Source organism: Prescottella subtropica, assembly GCF_005434945.1.
GTDB classification, from domain to species: domain Bacteria; phylum Actinomycetota; class Actinomycetes; order Mycobacteriales; family Mycobacteriaceae; genus Prescottella; species Prescottella subtropica.
In genome coordinates this window covers 1-19,357 of record NZ_SKCH01000033.1, presented here as the reverse complement: position 1 = coordinate 19,357, position 19,357 = coordinate 1, and the positions used below count along the sequence as shown (strand labels likewise).

The following is a 19,357-nucleotide window of genomic DNA, read 5'->3' as shown; positions in this document are numbered from 1 at the left end:
GCATGATCGTCCTTCCCTTGATGGGGGTCGGGCGTGACGGTATCGCTGCCGTTTCCGGTGTTCTGGGTGCCGTGTGGTGTTTCCGCGTGCTGGCGGGGGCGGGTTCTACCGTGGCAGGTATGCCGATTCCCGTATCGAGTTATCTGTTTCAGGCGCAGTCGTTCGTGTCCGGCGATGACGGACTGATGTTGGGGGCTGCGCTAGTGTCAGCGCAGGCGTGTGAGCAGTCGGGGGCGCCGTACCCGGAGCAGGTGAAGGCGATGGTGCGTGTGGCCTACAACGTGCTCGAGGTCGACGCCCCCGAGGTGGCTGCGGAGTTCGGTCCCCCGATGGTCTAGGCGGCCGGTGTCGGCCGCCGGTGCTGGCTGCGGCGACTGATGCTGACTGCGACTGCCTTGGACACGTTCACAGCCTGGTCGGGGTAGGCGAGCACAGCGAGGATCAGCGTGTAGATGGTGACGCTGATGGCGCCGTCGACGGAGAGGACGGCGGGGTGGGTGCCGGCCTGCCCGGTGATGATCGCGGCGGCGATGGTGAAGGCGAGATACCAGCGCAGCACCGGTCGAGTGGTGTTGCCGAGGAGGGTGACGGCCCGCTGCCACCGTTCCTGCTGCGGGGCTCGCAGGGCCAGGAAGCTGGCCGGGATGGCTGCGGCGATGACGATCAGGAAGGCGACCATGCCGGTCATGTCGGCGGCCTGGGTACTGGAGCCGACAGCGGCCGCGAAGTCGTGCGCGGAGGTGAGAAGGTTTCGGGTGGCGGAGGCCGCTCCCCCACCTGCCGCGTTGAGCAGGGTGTCGTCGCGGCCGAGTTGGAACAGCAGCGTCAGCAGTGCGGTGGCCAACGCCAACCGGGTGAGGGGTGCGATGGCGTTGCGGCCGATGGCGCGTGCCGGCGACCGGGTGGGGCCGGTGTGAGGGTTGTGGGTGTCGGTCATGGCTCTCCTGACTTATTTGTGCTGGTCACGCCAGAATCCGAGGAGGGCTCTGGCGGTCATGTGGGCATCTTTGTAGGCGTTGTGGGCGTCGCGGTATTCGACGCCGTGGGATGCGGTGAAGTCGGCGAGGCGGGCGCCGCGGCTGGTGTGGTCGAAGCGGCGTGACAGCAGCATGGTGTCGATGACGCGGTCGGCGGCGACTCCGTTCGCGGCGAGGAAGCTGCGTTCGAATGCGGCGTTGTGGGCGACGAAGGTGGTGTTCGGGTCGGTGAGGAGTTCGTTCAGTCGGGTGCGGGATTGGGAGTTCGCGAAGGTGCGGCGGCCGTGGATCTGGTCGTAGCGGATGTTGTGGATGTGTTCGGCGCCGGTGCCGATGGTGCGGGCGGCGCGGGGGTCGATGCCGTGGAGTTCGTCGATGCGTTCGGAGATGTCTCCGCGGCCGTTCATCACGACGGCACCGGTTTGGATGATCTCGCCGCGGCCGGCGGACAGGGAGTTCGTTTCGATGTCGCAGACGACGAAGCGGCGGCGCCGGTCGGCGGCCGGGTTGTAGGACTTGTACAGGCCGCGGATGGCGGTGTCTGCGGGTGTGCCGGCAGCGATCTGGGCGGAGATCATGTCGTGGGCTTGGGTGGTGCTGATGCCGCGGTAGGCGGCGAGTTCAGCGGCGGCGGCCTGGTTCTTGGCGTGACCGGACTCGGATCGCGGGTTCGCTGTCCATGCGAAGGTGCCGCTGTTCAGGCCCTTCTGGGGTGGGTTGGTTTTCTCGGTCTGCCAGGTCTGCCAGCGGCCGTCGAGTTTGTTGCGCAGTTCGGGCATGGTCGCGGGTTCACGGAGACCGGTCAGGGGTTCGTCGCGGTGGATGCGGTACTGGCGGTAGGTGGTGTCGTCGATGCGGACGGCGACGTCGGCGTGGCGTAGGCCGGTGGCGTCGAGGGCGTTGGCGGCTTCGGCGCGCACGTGGGGTGGGACATCGTCGCCGTAGCCGTCGGTGGCGGTCGCGGTTTTCACGAGCAGCACCCCGTCAGGGGACATGCCATCGCTACTGGTGACAGCAGTGATTTCGGTGGTTTGCCAGGGCCGGTCGGGGTGCTGCCACACCCCGGGTGCGGCCTGCACGGTCACGTCGGGGTTGGCGGCCGTGTAGTCGGCGGCGGTCGCCTGCTCCCAGGCTGCAGCCCGCCCGGCGCGGCCGGTGTGTCGGGTGTGGGCGCGTTCGGCGGCCGCGATGTCGTCGTCGGTGATCGCCCCGATGGTGGACAGTTTCGCGCTGGTGGTGGTGTGCGGGCTGTCGGGGTCTGCGATGCCGGCGGCGGCCCCGATGTGGCTGCCGTGGATCCCTTGCTGTCGGAGGGCCAGTGCGGCTTCGCTACCGGCCGGCGGGGCGCCGAGGTGCACGCACTCCCCGATCCGGTCCCCGCCGTAGGTTGGTTGTGGGGAGAGTTCCCCGACGCGGGCCGCGTACTGGGCGGACTCGTTGGCGTAGGCGCCGAGGTCGTCGTCTGCGATGAGTCGGTCGCAGTAGGCGCTGTAGAGCCGGTCGTGGGCGGCGGAGATTGCGTCGACGGCACCGCTGTCCTTGACCGCATCCCACTGCTGTTCGGCGGCGGCTTCGGCTGCGTGGGCTGTGTCGCGGGCTGCGATCAGCTGCTGGTGTTCGGGCGAGTTCACGCGACCGTCGAGGGTGCTGCGGGCCTCGTCGAGGTCGAGTGTGGCGGCGTGTGCGCGGGCATCATCGACGGCGTCGGCGCGTTCCATGCGCAGGTAGTAGCCGGAGGCGGTGTCGGCTTGCCATTCGTGGAACGACTGTTCTTCGGCGGCATCCGCGCGACGCTGCCTGTCGGAGGATTCCTGGTCGACCCATTCCTGATACGACTGGGCGGCAGCGTGTTCGGTGGCGAGATAGTCGCTGTACGAGCTGGGCTCGATACCGAGGTCACGTAGCTGTTGGGCGTACTCCTGGTAGTCGGCCTCACTGCCGGGTGCCGCCGGTTCGGTTGTGGTGGCGCCGGCACGCAGCATGGCCTGCTCCTCATCGGTCAGGGGTTCACCCATGACGGCTTTGCGTTGCAGCTCGAGCAGGTTCAGGTGAGCCTCGTCGAAAGCGCATTCGACGGACAGGGCGTCGGCGTAGGCGGCAGCCCTGGTTGCGGCGGCGCCGGTGCGGGCGCTGCGTGACGCGGCGTCCGCGGAGCAGCGTCGCGGACCACCTGGCTCGTTCGCCCCGATACACACGTGTCGTCTCCCTGCCCGCCAACCCAGCCGGCACGCAGGGTGCGGGGCCGGGGTCGGGCGGGTGTGTTGTGCCTTCTCCGATGGCACAGACGGTAACGCGTGCGGTTCCGGTCACACCTGGTTCGCGTGGCGGCACGGTCCGGGTCGTGAGGGTGTAGCGAATCCTCTGGTGGTGGGGATAATCCGGGCATGCCGCGTATCGCACCGACTCTGGCCAGGGACGCTTCCGTCGCTGTCGAGACCATCGCCGCCCAGATCCTCGAACAGTGTCTGCTGGCCGACGGTTCACTGTTCACCCCAGACCGCGGTGTGTGGACACAGCAGAACCTCGAGGAACTTCATCGCGCGTACGTGGCGCAGCCCGACGCATCGACGGGGAAGTTCGCGGACAAGCTGGTCTCGCAGCTGGCGGGTGTCTCGGATGGGGCTCGGCAGCTGTTCGCCGAGATCTATGTGCTCAACCTTGTCCCGCTGACCAACTTTCGGCAGGACACCAAGCTCGGCTACGTGCAGGGCGTCCTCGCCGGGATGCAGTCGCCGGTGCAGATCCCACCGGTGGTCGTGGACGCGTTCGCGCGCGGTGTCTTTCACGGTGGGCAGGCGGCGAGCCAACGCGGATGGGCGCAGTTGTCGCTGCTCGTGGAGTTCACCGAATACTTCAAAGCCCAGGACGCGGGTCTGCGGCAGGCCGCGGCCGCAGACCCTGCGGTGATGAAGCAGCTGGTCATGGACTCGCCCGGGCATCGAGAGCCGGCGCAACGGCAGGCGCTGCTGTACCTGTTCCATCCCCGCTATTTCATGCCGATCGTCAACGTCGACCAGAAACGGATTCTGCGGGATGCGTTGGCGGCGGACCATCTTCCCGGCGGCGCCACCGATGACGTCGACGCCGACCTCTGCGCGATCGACACGGACGTGCAGGACAAACATGGTGGCCCCGTCGACTACTACCGGGATCCGTGGAAGGCGCGGTGGCGGAAACCCAAGCCGTCACCGGCCGCCGCGACACCGGACCCGGTTGATCTGCCGGACGACGACGAGGAGGAGACTCCCCCGTCACGCCCCTACTCGGTGGCCGACATCATCGACGACGGCGCATTCCACGATCGGGGCCGCCTGCAGCAGATCCTCAAACGGTGGGAGGGGAAGAAGAACCTGGTGTTGCAGGGCGCCCCTGGCACCGGGAAGACCTGGCTGGCGAAACGCCTGGCCTACGCGCTGATCGGATCCGAGCTGCCCGAAGCGGTCCGGTCCGTGCAATTCCATCCGAACAGCTCGTACGAGGATGTCGTGCGCGGATGGCGGCCGACCGCAAGCAATCGCGATGACGGCACCGAACAGGGTGCCGGACAGCTGGTGCTCGCGGATGGGCCGCTGCTGCAGCATGCCGAACAGGCCCGCGCGCAGCCGGACATCCCCCACGTACTCGTGATCGAGGAAATCAACCGCGGGAACCCGGCGCAGGTGTTCGGTGAGATGCTGACGCTGCTCGAGAGTACGAAACGCTCCCCGAAAGATGCTCTCGTCCTGTCGTATCCGAAGACACGCGAGGAGCAGTACCACCTGCCGGACAACCTGTACATCGTCGGAACGATGAACATCGCCGACCGGTCGCTGGCGTTGGTCGACTTCGCGCTGCGTCGCCGTTTCTGCTTCGAAACACTCGAGCCGGCGTTCACACCGGCCTGGTCGACACTCCTGTCGAAGCGGCTGCCGAACAACCCGGACCTCATCGACCGTATCCGCACGAAGGTGACCGATCTGAACACGCAGATCCGATCCGATCCGGCGCTCGGGCCAGCCTTCCAGGTCGGGCACAGCTACCTCACCCCCGCCGACACCGAATCCGACGGCTGGGACTGGTTCGTCGGGGTCGTGGAAAGCGAGATTGCCCCGCTGCTGGCCGAATACTGGTTCGACAGCCCCGAGACGGCGGCGGCTGCGGTCGCTGCGATGCTCGGGTGAGGCTGCCACGGTGATCACCGCCGGCCAAGGGGGAACACGGATCCCGGTGCGCAGTCTGTGGCTGCTGTTGGTCTACGCGTCGAATCTGCTGCCTGTTCTACGGACCGACGAACGTGAACTGGTGTTGTCGGGGAGCCGCGACGCCGACCTCGTCGATGTCATCGCCGAGGTACTGGTCACGGAAGTGGAGCGGCGACTGCGCAACAACCTCACCCCCGACTATCGGTCGCGGGCAGCGGAGTTGACGCGGGTGCGGGGCAGCATCGACCACCTTCGGACCAACACGAACCGGTTGATGGATCGGGGTCGGATCGCTTGCCGGTTCGACGAACTCACCATCGACACACCCCGAAACCAGCTGGTGTGCACTGCGCTGCGCTGGTCGGGTCGCGTCGTCCAGTCGAAGTCGCTAGCGGCCCGGTGCACCGCGGCCGCGTTTCGGATGCAACGGCTGGGGGTTTCCGACCGGGCACCGACCCGCACCGAAATCTCGAAGGACCGTCTCGGCCACCACGATCAGGCTGACCGGCGGGTCATCGACGCGGCCACCCTGGTCCTCGACATGGCCGTACCCACCCACCGGTCGGGTGGCCGTTCGATCCCGGTGCTGGCTCAGGATGAGAAGCGTCTGCGCACGTTGTTCGAGAAGGCGGTCAACGGCTACTTCACTCACAGCCTCGACCGCACCGCGTGGACAGTGTCGCGGCCCCACCTCGATTGGGGGGCCTCCGGTGACAGTGCGGCCCTCGACCTGCTCCCACGACTAGAAACCGACACCGTTCTCGACGAGCGGGCGACGGGCCGGCGGATCATCGTCGAAACGAAGTTCACCAACGCCCTCAAAGCGAACCGCTTCGGCACGACGAAAATCCGCCCCAACTACCTGTTCCAGCTGTACGCGTACGTGACGTCGCAGGCCCGACGTCGGCCGGCGGGGAGCGGGCCGGTGGAGGGGGTGCTGTTGTTCGCGCTCACCGAAGGCCAGGAGCCTGTCGACGTCGAGTACACGATCGAAGACCACCGGTTCCGTGTCCTGTCCGTCGACCTCGCAGGCAGCCCCGCAGCGGTCCGCGCACAGTGGGACCGGTGCCGGCACTGACCCCGCCACCGGGACCGGACAGGTTCACCGGGCGGAGGCTGCCGCGATCGGCGTGTAGTGCTCGCCCAGCCAGCGGCGGAGTTTGGTGTCCTCGACAGGGTTGGTGACCGCGGCCGCGAACACCGTCGACAAGGTCAACCCTTCCCGGGTGATCAGGGCTGCCGGGGTGTTGATCTTCGCGCGGCGCCCCCGGTTGGTGTCGCGGGACCGGCTCAGACGGACCGCGATCGTGTCGGCGGGGTGGTCGACGCTGTGCCGGTAGGTGCCGACGATGCCGAGATGCAGGATCCACGAGGTGAACGTCTCCCCCGCACCGATCGGGCACGCCTGCAGCGGCCCATCGCCGGGTGTGTGCCCCCAGCGGGCGGTCCGGGCCCGGTATTCGACGGCGGCGTCGAGTTCGGCCTGCACATGCTGGCGTTGCAGGCGCCGTAGTTCGGCGGGCGGGCGGCGTTGCAGCAACGCGAGTTCAAGAGCCCGCATCGACGCGGACAGCCCGTCGGGGGTCGCGCGATGTTCGGAGGTGGCGGCCGCGTGGGTGGCGGCGAGCCGGCGACTGCGGTCGGCGGCGTCGGCGGCGGTGCGGCGCAGGCGGGTCAGGCGGGCACGGGTGGCGGCGATCTCGGCGTCGAGGCCCGCGACACGGGCACTGGCAGTGTCGTCGGGTGTGCGGTCGGGGGCCGGCATCGGCGCCTTCCTGTTGTGGGGTGTGGGCGGCGGGCGGTGTTCACGGTAGGCGGCGGGGTTCGGTGATAGCCGCCGACCCCACCCCCGTTTCGGTCCAGTCCCCCATCTGAGCTGGCCGGGGACACGACGAAACCCACCCCGCGTGTGCGGGGTGGGTTTCGTCGTGCAGGTGGGATCAGGCGGGCTGCAGCATCCGGTAGGCGTTCTGCTTGGTGCCCGTGGAGTCGGCGTTGTTGAACTGGCGGGCGGCGCGCGCCTGGTCGACGCTCTCCCCGTCGGAGGTGCGGACGCTGCGGCCCCAGTCCTCCCACTCGACGACCGCGTTCAGCGCGGCCCACTGGGTCATACGGCCCTCTTCCTGGGTTCCGGCGAGGCGGAACAGGTCGAGCAGTTCGCCGCGACGGTTCTCCCAGCGGGTCACCGCCGCCTTCTTCGCTTCGTCGGGCTGCGGGTACAGGGCGTCGATGTAGGTGATGAACTCGGTGACCGTCATCGGCCGCGAGATCAGCAGTTCACCGATCGCCGCGAACTCCTTGGCGTAGCGGGTCGCGCCCTGCAGCAGCACCCGCGCCGCATCCATGCGGTCGTGCGCGGAGGCGGTGTGCGGGATCGACCACCGGTGCGCCTGCCCGATGCCCAGGGTGAGTCCGTTGGTGCACACGAGGCGCTTGCCGGTGACCTCACCGACGATGGAGCCCGACCCGTCGTGCGAGGTCCGGAACACGATGCCGAAGTCGACAATGTCCTTGCCGCCCACGTGAACTCGCGCCTCCGGCAGATCCATCGTCAGGAACGTGCGGCGACCGAAGTCCAGTTCACCGGCGTGCGCGAACGTCGCCCCGAGCAGGCGTGCATCGTCGGCGAGGGCGAACGCGGCCGCGTTGCTGACCGGGGTGTATCGGGAGCCGACGACGGCGAGGCCCTGGTAGGTGTCGTCGCGCATGATCATGCGCTGACCGGGCAGCGAGGTGCTGATGACACCGGAGTTGCCGAGCAGGGTCATGTTCTCGGTGTCGTGCACGGCCAGACCCCAGTCGAGGCCCGCCATGCGCAGCGCGTCGCCGGTGTTGGTGGCGGCGGCGATGTCGGTGCCGAGCACGGACTGCGCGGGGAGACGGTGGGCGGCGCGGGGAAGGGTGGTCGGAGCGGTCATGCTGTCCTCCTGGTTGGTTGGCCCCGTGGGGCGTGTGTGCTTTCCGATGCCACGAATGTTGCCGGGCTGTCCCGACATGTGCGGCACGGCCGCAACCCACCCCGTCCCGGGTTCCTGCAGTTCACGGCGAATGTTCAGCCGGCCGAGCGGCGGACAGGCTGGCACGGGTTTTCGGTAGTTGTCGTGTACTGCGCGAACAGGTGCCGCCGCGTCGCGACGTGTCGGGGCTGCACCGGAATCACGCCCGCGACGACGGCCCGGGAGGCAAGTACGATGCTGGTACTTGGCGTCGTTCCCGCTGGTAGGCGGGCTTCATTGAGGAAATGTCCTCAGCTCGTGCGGCGGCAAGCGGACACACCTATTTCCGCCCCTGCCGGTCCTCGACCGGCAGGGGCGGCTCCGTTCCCGCGGGTGTACGCAGGCCAGGACATGTCCGTCCGTCCTCGAATGCGGGGGGCGCGGGCTCCGCCCACACGATGAACTGCAGAAACCGGCACGGCACCGGCAGCTCTCACCGCCGATCCAGTCCCCGACTTGGGGTGCGCTACATGCGCGGCGGCAGCTCGCGTGGCGTGTATCCGCCGGCGTCGAGAACATGATGGGCGGCGGAGATCCGGGCCGCCAGATCGTCGGCAAGGGAATCCGGTAAGGCCGCAGCACTCTCGGCAGCACCGGCCACGCCTCGCAACGCGTCCCGTGCGGCCGTGGTCAACAGCCGGCCGTCGAAGTCGGCGACAAGGTCCGCCAGCGCAGTCAGGTCAGCGGTCGCCGTCTCGAGCGCCTGCCGCCGCTGTGCCAGCACCCGGTCCGCCTGCTCGGCTTCGAGCGCGATAGCAGCGTCGGGGATCCGCCACCCCCGGATCTCCGCGGCCAGTCGCGCCCGCGCGAGCACCAGCTGATCGAGTTGGGCGGCCCGACACACCGCCTGCCACGTGGTGGCCGTGACCTGCGCAGTGACCGTGTCGGGCTCCCCGAGGCTGCCCTGCCGGTAGGCGGCGGACCCGAGAATCCGGGCCTGCGCCGACACCGCCTGATCTGCCAGCATGCGGACAGTCGGATCGACCAGACTGCTCCGCGACACCGTCGCCGGCCCAACAGTGTCATCGAGCTCCCGCACAGCGCCACGAGCGGACGCGAGTGCCCGCCGGTATCTGCGGCGCCCGACAACAACCGCTGCGGCCGCGCCACCGGCAGCGACAGGGCCAGCAACCCACGCGGGAGCCACCAGGACCAGGAGCGTGAACACGACGGCGGCGACCACGATCCCGGCCACCCACAGGTAGTTGTCGGCGCGGTCATGCCACCGGGTTAGTCGCGCATACCGACTGTCGGCGTCGTGTCCGACCCGGGCCGGGTTCACCATCTGCACCCACATGTCGCGCCTGTTCATGCTGCTCCCCTGCTGCTGGTCACCGGCGGCGGCCGGCGGGTTTCGTGTCCTCACGTAGCGCCTGCTGGTGCGCCTCGTCTGCGAGCATCGGATACGCCTGCGCGATCGCGCGCAGTACACGGCCCTTGATCACCGCCCCGACCGCCGCCCGATCTTCCGGTGATGCGACAGCCCGGATGAAGTCGCGGTGCGCGTCGTAGCCGCTGCACGAATGCCGGAGGTAGTTGACGCAGATCCTGGCCATGAACTGTTCATCGGATGCGAAGTCCGCGGCCCGCTTGCCCGTGTTGCGGTCGTTGTAGTGGGTGGCGGACAGCCGGATCAGCTTCGTCAGCGGCATCTCCGGCACGCTCACGTCGACAATCTTGGCGGCCGCGAGGAGATCAGCGCGGCTGACCGCCCCCGTACGGTCGCCCCCGGTTGTTGCACGGGTGGGTTGCCCAACCATCCTGCTGCCTCTCTGCGCTGCACTGCTGTTCGCCGACATCATGTCGCGGCCGGTTCCGGGCACAGGGCGCCCGCGGAGACATCAACACCGGAAGTGCGCCTGCCACGATGGCCCGGCATCACAGACGCGGCGAAGGAGAAGCAGCATGCGCGAACGGCTCTCGGAGATGACACGGTGGCTCGACGAGCACCGTCGTGTCGCAGTGACCGTCGGTGTCACCATCCCCGTCGTCGTGGTCCTCGCGGTGATCGCGATCGTGTTCACCCGCACCAACCCGGTCGACGATCACGCCTACGACGACCCGATCCTGTCGATCAACGACATCCCGGCACGCACGTTCATCGGCTGGGAAGAACTCGACGTCGAGGGCCGGCCAGAGACCGCGGCAACCCCGGACAGGATGCGCGCCCCCGACAACAGTCAGTGTGTGCCGGGCGGATCGTTGCAGACCGACGTGCAGAAGATGGTGGTGTCGGGCGACAAGTGGTCCGGTTCCCGGTTCGTCAATCCCGGCGCAGGCCAGGTCATCAACGTGCAGTTGTCGAACTCGACAAGCACTGATCCGGCGGTCATCGACGGCTGGCTCGAGGCGTGCACGCAAACCCGTCTTGTCGTCGACGACGGCGCCGAGCAGCAGCTGCGGTTGGCGTCACTGCCCATCTCCCCCGCGTTCTACCGTCTCGACGACGCCCGCGTCTACGCGGTCACCGTCGCCGGTGACCGCGCCACCACCACCTTGTACGGGTGGGGTCGGGCCGGTGACGTGACGGTGCAGGTCGACTACACGTTCGCTGGTGAGCCGACCGACAATGCGATCGCCCAGTTCGATGTCGTGTGGCGTGCACAGGCCGGCAAGCTCGTCGGCATGCAGGAGGCCGGTCTGCTCTAGCTGACGCCCCGCCGGTCGATTGTCGAGCCTGGCCCGGGCTGCGCGGCCAGTTCGGCCCGGGCGCGGGTGTACTTGGCGGTCAGGCGGTCTCGGGTGGCGTCGTCGAGTCGCGCGAGGCGCTTCGGGTCGCTGTTGTCGTCGAGGTCGGCGAGTTTGACCGTGACCGCGAGCGGAATCTGGCGGATGCGGGCGTAGTAGTCGGTCGGGGTCTCGCTGTCGCGGCGGGTGAGGGCGTCGACGGCGGCCGTCACCGCCGGCGGGAACGACTGTTCGAGGTCGGCGAGGGTGACGGTGGTGTCTTCGACGACGTCGTGCAGCCAGGCTGCGGCGACCGCGAGGTCGTCGCCGGCGACGCGGGCAGCGACGCGGGCCGGGTGGGTGATGTACGGCTGGCCAGCTTTGTCGACCTGGCCCTCGTGGGCGGTGGTGGCGATCTGCTCGGCGAGTTCGGTGATCGTGTGTCCCATGTTCTCCCTTCCTGCCCATCAGCATATGGGCTGTTCAATGGCTCTACCGGAGCTTCACCCGCGGAGTCTCGACGCCGCGTTCCCGCCTCGAATCACGGTGGGCGGGTGGGGTGTCAGCGGCGGGTCGGCACAACCGCCGGTTCGGGATCGGTGTCAGGTGGGGTGATGCCGAGCGCGTTCATCGCGTTGTGTGCCTTGTCCTGGCATCGGGTGTGTGTGGCACCGGAGCACATCGGTGTGCACGCCATCCGCGTGAACAGGGCTGCGACCGCGTCGCTGTTGTAGCGGGTGGCCGGCAGGGTGCTGACAGCGAAGGCGTCAGCGAATCCGAGAGTGTGCCGGCGTAGTTGGTGCTCAACGAGTTCAGCGAGGACGCCCGCGTCGGGTGCGGTGCCGGTGGTGGTGTGCTCGCGGCGGCGGGAAGCAACGAGTTCGGTGTGCGCCTGTGCAAGGAGTCCGAGGGTTGTCGCAAGGTCGCCGTCTGGGAAAGCGCGGGCCTTGTTCACGTGCGCGAGCACCTGGTCGAGGTCGAGTGGGGTGGAGGTTGCCATCAGCGGGTCTCCGTGTCGTCGCGGGTGATGGTTCCGTGGTCGGTGTGTTCTCGGCGGAAGGCGCGGCCTTCGGTGAATGTCAGGTCGATTGCGGTGGGCAGGGCCGGGTTGCGGGAGTCGCGGACGATCCGACTGAGCGCGTGGAAGGTTGCGCCGCAGTCGCAGCGGTAGACGGTCGTGTCGACCTGCCCGATCCGGTCGGGGTGGTTCAGTGGCGGTGTCATGGCGGCGGGGTGTCCTCTCACGGGCGGGTGCGGGGTGCAGGCACCCGGACCGGTGTGCCGATCGGTGTGAATTGGTGCCAGCCGGATGGGTAGTGCAGGTACACCATCGACAGGTCGTCGTCGGGGTTGGCGAGACGCGCGGGACCAGCAGCTACAACGTCCGTCCAGTCCCCATCGATCGCCGGATCCGGGATGCACCGGCGGCCGACGACGATGAGGGCCTGCCGTTCCCACCGACTCTCCTCAAGGACTCGCAGGGAACGGTCCGTGCGCGGTGGCCGGTAGATCCACGCGTACCCGTCGGCGTCGATCACCGGCGGCCGGCCAACTGGTTCGTCGAGGAATCGGTTGGCGGGCGGGTATCCGATCAGGGTGCGTTCACGTGACCCGATGTCCGGGACGCCGGTGGTGGGGACGGTCATGGCGGCGGCTTTCTGTCGCATCGACGGTGGCAGGGAATCGGAAGTTGGGAGGACCGAGACGGCAGGAGGCGGATCGTTCATCGCGGTTCCGCCGCAGCAGGTTCGACCGGTGCCGACGTGAACTGGCGGGGTCGCGGCTCCGATGTCCTCGCAAACTCTCCGAGGAAGGTGCGTGAAAAAGAGCCGCCCGCCCGCCCGTGGCGGTGCTTGAGCATCAGGCAGGTCAGATCGTCCGGGGTTTCCGTCGAGCCGTGCGGGTCGACCGCGAACGGCCGGTGCAACCCCACCACCAGGTCCGCGGCTTCCTCGAGGCCACCGGAGCCCTTCATGTCGCTGATTCGGGGGGCCCGATCGGATTCGGTGGGGCCACGGTTGAACTGGGCGGCCGCGACAACGCTGATCCCCATGTCCTTGGCCATCGCTTTGAAGCCGTTCGCGATGTCGGAGATCTGTTGGGCGCGGGGCATCGCCGCCTGTTGTGGGTCGGCGGCGTCGGTGAGCTGGATGTAGTCCTCGAACATGACGTCCAGATCCCCGCCGTTGGCCTGGAACTTGCTGCGGGCTGCGGCTGCGACTCGCCGCATGCGGGGCAGTGTGCGGGATGAGTCGTCGATGATGAGGTTCCATGCGGCGACGTTCGCCATCGCCTCCGACACCTTGTCCCAGGCGATGTCCGACAGCTGCGCTGGGTCTTGCAGTTTGTCGCGGTGCAGGTTCCCGCACTCGGCGACGACGAGTAGTTCGGTGAGTTCGGCGGCGGTCTGCTCGAGGGAGAAGAACACCACTCCTTTGCCGGCGTTGCAGGCGGCGCGCACCCAGTCGACGATCGCCGTCGTTTTACCGGTGCCGGGTCGGGCCGCGAGGATCGTCAACCAGCCCGGTTTGAGGCCCTTCACTAACCCCATCGCGTCCTGTCCCCCATCGAGGTCTGCCCAGCCGGTGGGGACACCGTCGATGCCCTCGGGGCCCTGCTGCAGTCGCGTCTGCAACGTGGTGTGCAGGTCTTGGACCTGAACGCCGATGTCCGGCAGGACCGTCGACTGGAACGACGGAGCATCGAACACCGTCGACAGCCGGGCCTGCACCTCGTCGACAGACCCGAGTTGCCCATCCCGAATCAGGTCCAGGGCCCGCTCCATCTCCGCCTGCAACCGGCCGAGTTGTTCCCGGCTCGCCAACGCCTCGAGATGCTGCTGCGGTGCCCGCGCGGACGCCGACAACGACGCCGTCGTCATCGCCGACAACGTGGACGCCCCACCGATCTCGGTGAGCTGCCCGCGTGCGGTGAGGGTTTCGGCGACCATCGGCAGGTCGACCGGCATCCCGTCACCGACAAGCCGGCAGATCGCGGTGAACACCACCTGATGTGCCACTGAGGTGAACGCGGCCGGCGTCAACACCGATGTCGCCGACGCCAGGAACGTGTCGTCGTCGCCTTCGAGGAGCCGACCGAGAAGCACCTGCTCTGCAACCTTGCTGATTTCCGTCACGCCCACACCCTCACCCCGACACCAGTAGTGGTGCGGCACCCGCCGATCACGCCGGCACCCTGCGGGCACCGACCGCATCCCGCAATCCGACCGCAGCGGCCGGGAACTGCGCAGGCTGCCGCAACGTCGAGTTCGGAAACGGGTCCGTGTCGACGTCGAGTGACGAGATCCGGATGACCGCCCCCGGCCACGGCAGCGCCCACGGATGAGTGTGTGCGGGCGCCGGATACGTTTTCACCGCCGCCGAATCCACGATCCGCGCATCATCGGTGAGGAGTTTGAACCGGCGGTCCCGCGTCTTCACCGACTCCCCCGACTTGCGGTTGTCACGCGGCGACAACGCGTCCTGGACAGCACGCAGCAGCTTGTCGACGTCCGGGGTGGTCATCGGCGCCACCCGTGGAGTGCCCCGCCCATCAACTGTTTCGACTGCCGACGCGTTGGGGCGTGTCGGCGCGGGCACCGTCAACGCGACACTCAACCGGACCGGCCCGTCGATCGACGCCCAATCGACCCCACCGACCCGCAACGCTTCCCGGGTGATCGTGTCCCGCCATGCATGCAGTTGGGCGCCGTTCTCGTGCCTGATCACCCCCACCGCGACCGCCCGCATCGACCCCTGCGTTACTGGTTTCCCCGCCGCGACGAGCCACATCGTGTGATCAGGCTGGTGCAGCAACCCACCCCGGTGTGAGTCCCGCACCCGAGACTCGGACAGCGGACCACCGCGTGTGGCCGGCGCCGCCTTCACCGCAGGGGTCGGCACCGACACAGCCGGGTTCTGCCGGCATGTACTGCACAACTGCCGGGCCACCGGGATCAGCGCAGCCTGGCAGCCCGGGCACAACTGGTGGGATCCAGTGGAGAGCAGCGCGTCAGCGTTCATGGACCGGACCTTAGAACCCGCATCTCCGGTGTTCGGGTGGCCGCGTGCCGGCAAGTGAACACGGTGTTCAGCCCTCGTGGCGCCTGGACGATCCGCGAGGCGAGGACGCACGTTCACGCGGCGCGAATCCGCCTACCCAGACTGATCGAGCAACAACGCGCGCACCGAAATCTGGAACGACGCACAGGCGATCTACCTGGTCATCTACGCTCTATCCGCTGCAATCCGATTGGGCCTGTCCCGGCGTGAAGCCAGGGCAGGCCCGACGCGTCTCAAGGGTGGGGTTACAAGGGTGAAAACGAAGTGGCGCATCGCGCTTGCTGTGGTGTTCGTTCTACTGATCGTGGGGTTGTTCCGCAGCTGTTCCGGAGACGACGAGACTGCTTTGGGGCCTGTACAAGCGGACCCCGAGGCAACGGAGTGGGTAGGGACTGTCGTCGAGGCAGATCTGTCCTACAAGGATGAACCGCAGGTGAAGATAGATTTCGGGAGTCGCACTACACAGATCACGGTGGCGCGTATCCAAGTCCCGTACTGTGGCGGGCAGGAGGCAGCTGCAAAGGAGGCCCTTCGTCAAAGACTCAGCGAGCTACTGCCTGCCGACACCGCGGTCCGTGTGGTTCGAGCTGTAAACCACTACGGCTTGGGTGGCTCCTTGGGCACCGACTTGCTTTCCACCAGTTCCGGTTACGTGTTCACAGAAAACCCGGTCGCCGTGCCACCAGCCACGCCGTCGTCGACGACGGCTGGCACGACCACGACCACCAAATCGTCGGCAGCGACCACGACCACCAAATCGTCGGCAGCGACTCCGACCAGCGATGTCCAGACCGTTGCGCCCGCATCTGGCTCAGTTAACGAGACCCTGTTGACGGAGGGGTACGCGAATCTCGACCCACTCATCGATCTCTCGGTCGCTGCCACCACATCCATCGACAAGCAGATCGATCAGGCGGACTACAAGATCGGTAGCGACCGACAGTGGTTCATGCGCCTTGTCGACGCAAATCAGTCAGCCTGGGACGCATCACGACGATCACAGGCAGCGTGCAGAATTGCCGACCAACCGCGTGTCGAGGCGAAGAAACGCCAGGAGGAGGAGGCGGCTCGTCGGGAAGCCGCTGCTGAACGTGCGAGGCAGGAGCGGCAAGCCGCCGACGAACTCCGCAAAGCCCGTGAGGAGAAGTTGGATGCGCTGCGAGCCGGGCCTGACGGACAGTTGAACACCGCAGACGACGACCACACGACTTACTCCTTTGACGATGACGGGAACATCTACGCCGTTCCGGTCCCGAGCTACAGCTCCGGGCACAGTTACAGCTCCGGTGGCGGCAGTGGCGGTGGCGGCGGCGGGTTCATCTGCCGGCGCAGCCGCTGGTGCTGACCACAACATCTGCTGGCGGTATCTCCGCCACCACGATCTGACGATGAAGCCCACCCTGCACGCTGCAGGGTGGGCTTCATCGTTCACGGAACTACGCCCCGCGACCCTGTCATGCCCGTAACCAGCACGAATACCGTGTGGTGCCGCACTTGTCGGTAGGCCCGGCCACTATTTGGGCATCGGAGATTCACTAGCCCCGCCAACGAGGTGCGGCGCAGTCGAGCAGGGAGAGAAGGATGGCGGAGCAGCAGTTCACGCGACAGACGCACAACACGTCGTACGTGGCGTACACGAAGGCGCCCTCGAAGCCGGTACCAGTCCGGGTCGGCGGCGGGGAGGTGGAGAACCTGCCTGTGCACTCGCAGGTGTTCATCCGCGAGTTCATGTCGATCGAAATCGACAGCGTCGACAGCCCGCGCTCGCAGGAACAACGGTCCCCGTCGCTGTACGTGAAGCTGAACGCGGCGTCCGCGAAGAACGAGCACGGCGAAACGATCGGGCTGCGAGAGAACTTCGGGGCGTCCATCCAGGCTGGTGGCGAACTTGAGAACGCGGTCCGTCACGCGCACGCGAACAAGACGCCCCTGTACGTGGCGATCGAGACGAAGCGCAAGTACCGCAATCTCGACAAGGAGGTCATCTCCTACCTGACCCCGATCAACGAACTGCGTGGCGCCACCAAGGAAGGGAAGGGCACCGAATCATCCGCCGGCATGACGCGGTCGAACTGCTCGAACGTGATCGTCGCAATCGGGCCCGCCGCCGACCCGCACACCAACATGCTGTCGGGTGAGGCTGTCACCGATCCGCTGGCGTGGGCGACGTTCCGCAACAACCACGCCGGTGAACTGGTACCGGCCGGGTACACCCGCGTCGCCGACGCCGAGGGCCAACCGACCGGCGCGATCATCGAACGTGCCGCCGCCCCTGCCCCTGCTGCCACCACCGTCGATGTCGACGCGCTCGCCGACGCTGTCGCCGCCCGACTGCTCACCGGTTCCAGCGCGGTCGACACCCCGCCCGCAGCGACCCGCCCGCAACTGCGCAACGCCCGCTCCCGCGAAGCGAAGCCGTGGGAGCCGTTCAACTCCGACGGCCGCGTGAACGCGGGCTCCTACCTGACCTCCGGGTGGCGCAACACGTGGGCGGGCGCCATGATCCTGCTCGAGAACGCCCTCTACACCGAACAGGATCTCGCCGAACAGGAACAGCGGGCACCGCGCCTCCTGGACGTTCCCGCCCTCACCACGGCCGCGACCAGCCTCACGAACCTGCTGCTCGAGATGGCCGACCAGGTGCAGGCCGCCGTCGTCGGCGCCGCCAACCGTATGGATCGCTCGCATGGTGAGGCCGGTAGGTGGGTGCACCAGATCGCATCTCGTCTCGTGCCGTTCGGCCTGCAGATGCTCTCCGACGACACCGCCCGCGACACGTGGCGCAAGACGGTGGTTGCACAGGCGACCGCCGTGTTCGGTGGCGCCATGCAGTCCGTCGCCCAGCACCTCGACGAACAGTACGGCGATGCGACCCCGATCAACGACGCCTCCAAGGCGGCGGCGTCGCAGGCCGCGCAGCAGGCCCGCCAGCAGGAACGGGCGGCCGCGAACCAGTCCGCGCCCGCCGGGCAGGAAACGGCTGGGGGGCAGTCCACCGCCGCGAACACCCCCGAAGCGTTGGCAGGGCGGTGGCAGGCGCTGATCGCCCAGTGCAAACTCCGCGGCCACGAGGACCGTGTCGTCCCGTTCCTGGTGAAGGTGGCGGGCACCGGTGACGTCACTCAGATCCCCGCCGCCGAGTTCGCCGACATGCTCACCGCGTGGGAGTCGAACCCGCAGCGGTTCGTCGAGTTCGCTGCCACCGCCTACCAGCAGGCGCAGCCGCAGCCGCAGCCTGCGTAACCCACCCCGGGGCGCGGCACGCAGTGTGCCGCGCCCCGGAACCGGCGGTGACACCGTCAACCGCGCAGAACCTCCCCACAAGTTTCCACTGAGAGAAAGGCACTGCCATGGCAGGCGACACCCTCATCACCATCATCGGCAACCTGGTTGCAGCCCCCGAACTGCGCTTCACACCCGCCGGCGCGGCCGTCGCGAACTTCACCGTCGCATCCACCCCCCGCGTGTTCGACCGCCAGTCCAACGAGTGGAAGGACGGCGAAGCCCTGTTCATGCGCTGCAACCTGTGGCGTGAGGCCGCCGAGAACGCCGCCGAATCCCTCGACCGCGGCTCCCGGGTGATCGTGTCGGGCCGACTCAAGCAGCGGTCCTACGAGACGCGGGAAGGCGAGAAGCGTTCTGTCGTCGAACTCGAGGTCGAGGAGATCGGCCCGTCGCTGCGCTACGCGACCGCGAAGGTGCAGAAGACGACCCGCGGCAACGGCAACCGTGGCGGCGGCAACTACGGCGGTGGCGGCGCAGCGAACACCAACACCGGCGGCGACGCATGGGGCAACAACGGCGGTGGCGGCACCCCCACCGAAGACCCGTGGGGCGCAGGTACCGCCCAGGTCGGCGCGGGCGACGAGCCTCCGTTCTGACCGACATCCTCCCGCTGACTGTGGGGCCCGAACACTGGTTCGGGCCCCACAGTCGTCTCTGCCCCGCGTCGAGTCGCCGGCCGGTCGAGCCTGCAACGCCGCCATCGTCACAGCCGGACAGCCCGCTCGGTGGCCCCGCATCCCGCGGGCTGTGACTTCACCAAAGTAGCCGCACCAGCAAGACCACCGACCGCCGCTGCAGCCGCCCCGCCGCAGCCGCACCCACACCAGCAGCCACCTCCCCTGGACCATCTGTGACCAGCGAAACCGTCACGTCCCCAACCGTTGTCACGTCCCCAACCGTTGTCACGGCCACACACCGCCCCGGACCAGCCAGGCACGCGACACCCCGAACACCCGAAACCCGCCTGCGATCATTCCCCGGACCGGTGACCAGGAAAGGGGAAACGGTGGCACGCACACGACGCGGCAATGCGCTCAGCGCCCGACTACAGCAACAACTCGGGGGCTCGGAACTTGTCAAGGTGAATGAGTCCAACGGGTGTTACGCGGCGGCCTGATCCGGGCGGGAGACGACCGCGTCGCCGTGTGCGGGCGGCTTGTTGATCCAGGCGTCCGCCGGGAGGTCCAGGA

19 protein-coding genes are annotated in these 19,357 nt (G+C 67.9%); 7 read left to right on the top strand and 12 right to left on the bottom strand.

The genetic code is table 11. From position 1 onward, the window contains the following. Positions 1-119 precede the first annotated feature (119 nt). Complete coding sequence (locus E0497_RS18975) at positions 120-338, top strand: hypothetical protein (RefSeq protein WP_137726360.1); 219 nt, start codon at positions 120-122, stop codon at positions 336-338. Here E0497_RS18975 and E0497_RS18970 read toward each other — a convergent pair. Together E0497_RS18970 and E0497_RS18965 are read right to left on the bottom strand one after the other, a co-directional pair. After that, complete coding sequence (locus E0497_RS18970) at positions 335-937, bottom strand: hypothetical protein (protein WP_137726359.1); 603 nt, start codon at positions 935-937, stop codon at positions 335-337. The genes E0497_RS18975 and E0497_RS18970 overlap by 4 nt on opposite strands. Before the next feature lie 12 nt (positions 938-949). Next, entirely contained in the window at positions 950-3,172 is a 2,223-nt protein-coding gene (locus tag E0497_RS18965) for an exonuclease domain-containing protein (RefSeq protein WP_137726358.1), read from the bottom strand. Positions 3,173-3,361: 189 nt separating this feature from the next. Between E0497_RS18965 and E0497_RS18960 the strand changes: the two genes are divergently transcribed. After that, positions 3,362-5,137 carry an McrB family protein gene (locus tag E0497_RS18960; RefSeq protein WP_137726357.1) on the top strand — a complete coding sequence of 592 codons (1,776 nt, stop codon included), beginning with the start codon at positions 3,362-3,364 and terminating at the stop codon, positions 5,135-5,137. Positions 5,138-5,183: 46 nt separating this feature from the next. Continuing rightward, positions 5,184-6,236 (top strand): 5-methylcytosine restriction system specificity protein McrC, encoded by a 1,053-nt coding sequence (locus E0497_RS18955; RefSeq protein WP_241665976.1) that lies wholly within the window; start codon positions 5,184-5,186, stop codon positions 6,234-6,236. Between the two features lie 24 nt (positions 6,237-6,260). On the opposite strand, the gene E0497_RS18950 is transcribed toward E0497_RS18955, so the two are convergent. From E0497_RS18950 to E0497_RS18935, 4 genes are all read right to left on the bottom strand, one after another. Continuing rightward, the gene (locus E0497_RS18950) at positions 6,261-6,923 is read right to left on the bottom strand and encodes a hypothetical protein (RefSeq protein WP_137726355.1); all 663 of its coding nucleotides are present in this window, start codon (positions 6,921-6,923) and stop codon (positions 6,261-6,263) included. A 175-nt stretch (positions 6,924-7,098) separates the two neighbouring features. Next, positions 7,099-8,076 (bottom strand): DUF932 domain-containing protein, encoded by a 978-nt coding sequence (locus tag E0497_RS18945; RefSeq protein WP_161987452.1) that lies wholly within the window; start codon positions 8,074-8,076, stop codon positions 7,099-7,101. A 544-nt stretch (positions 8,077-8,620) separates the two neighbouring features. Beyond that, positions 8,621-9,466: a hypothetical protein gene (locus E0497_RS18940; protein WP_137726353.1), complete on the bottom strand. Its 846-nt coding sequence runs from the start codon at positions 9,464-9,466 to the stop codon at positions 8,621-8,623. A 19-nt stretch (positions 9,467-9,485) separates the two neighbouring features. Continuing rightward, positions 9,486-9,821, bottom strand: a complete 336-nt coding sequence (locus E0497_RS18935; RefSeq protein ID WP_137726352.1) for a hypothetical protein — start codon at positions 9,819-9,821, stop codon at positions 9,486-9,488. A 238-nt stretch (positions 9,822-10,059) separates the two neighbouring features. Between E0497_RS18935 and E0497_RS18930 the strand changes: the two genes are divergently transcribed. Beyond that, positions 10,060-10,803: a hypothetical protein gene (locus tag E0497_RS18930; protein ID WP_137726351.1), complete on the top strand. Its 744-nt coding sequence runs from the start codon at positions 10,060-10,062 to the stop codon at positions 10,801-10,803. Here the strand turns inward: E0497_RS18930 and E0497_RS18925 are convergent. The 6 genes from E0497_RS18925 to E0497_RS18900 all read right to left on the bottom strand — a co-directional run bounded on the left by E0497_RS18925 (position 10,800) and on the right by E0497_RS18900 (position 14,843). Continuing rightward, a complete protein-coding gene (locus E0497_RS18925) occupies positions 10,800-11,270 on the bottom strand; it encodes an HD domain-containing protein (RefSeq protein WP_137726350.1) in 471 nt (156 codons plus the stop codon). The two genes, E0497_RS18930 and E0497_RS18925, sit on opposite strands and share 4 nt — an antisense overlap. Positions 11,271-11,383: 113 nt before the next feature. Continuing rightward, on the bottom strand, positions 11,384-11,821 hold the full coding sequence (locus E0497_RS18920; RefSeq protein WP_137726349.1) for a hypothetical protein: 438 nt from the start codon (positions 11,819-11,821) through the stop codon (positions 11,384-11,386). Then, complete coding sequence (locus tag E0497_RS18915) at positions 11,821-12,045, bottom strand: hypothetical protein (RefSeq protein WP_137726348.1); 225 nt, start codon at positions 12,043-12,045, stop codon at positions 11,821-11,823. Before E0497_RS18915 ends, E0497_RS18920 begins: the two co-directional genes overlap by 1 nt. A gap of 17 nt (positions 12,046-12,062) precedes the next feature. Further along, complete coding sequence (locus E0497_RS18910; RefSeq protein WP_137726347.1) at positions 12,063-12,488, bottom strand: hypothetical protein; 426 nt, start codon at positions 12,486-12,488, stop codon at positions 12,063-12,065. A gap of 56 nt (positions 12,489-12,544) precedes the next feature. Continuing rightward, entirely contained in the window at positions 12,545-13,957 is a 1,413-nt protein-coding gene (locus tag E0497_RS18905) for a replicative DNA helicase (protein WP_161987451.1), read from the bottom strand. Positions 13,958-14,003: 46 nt separating this feature from the next. Continuing rightward, entirely contained in the window at positions 14,004-14,843 is an 840-nt protein-coding gene (locus tag E0497_RS18900; protein ID WP_137726345.1) for a RusA family crossover junction endodeoxyribonuclease, read from the bottom strand. A gap of 292 nt (positions 14,844-15,135) precedes the next feature. Here E0497_RS18900 and E0497_RS18895 point away from each other — a divergent pair, with 292 nt between their 5' ends. From E0497_RS18895 to E0497_RS18885, 3 genes are all read left to right on the top strand, one after another. Next, positions 15,136-16,227 carry a hypothetical protein gene (locus E0497_RS18895; protein WP_137726344.1) on the top strand — a complete coding sequence of 364 codons (1,092 nt, stop codon included), beginning with the start codon at positions 15,136-15,138 and terminating at the stop codon, positions 16,225-16,227. Positions 16,228-16,463: 236 nt separating this feature from the next. Continuing rightward, entirely contained in the window at positions 16,464-18,125 is a 1,662-nt protein-coding gene (locus E0497_RS18890; protein ID WP_137726343.1) for a hypothetical protein, read from the top strand. A 107-nt stretch (positions 18,126-18,232) separates the two neighbouring features. After that, the gene (locus E0497_RS18885) at positions 18,233-18,763 is read left to right on the top strand and encodes a single-stranded DNA-binding protein (protein ID WP_137726342.1); all 531 of its coding nucleotides are present in this window, start codon (positions 18,233-18,235) and stop codon (positions 18,761-18,763) included. The last annotated feature ends 594 nt before the right edge of the window (positions 18,764-19,357 follow it).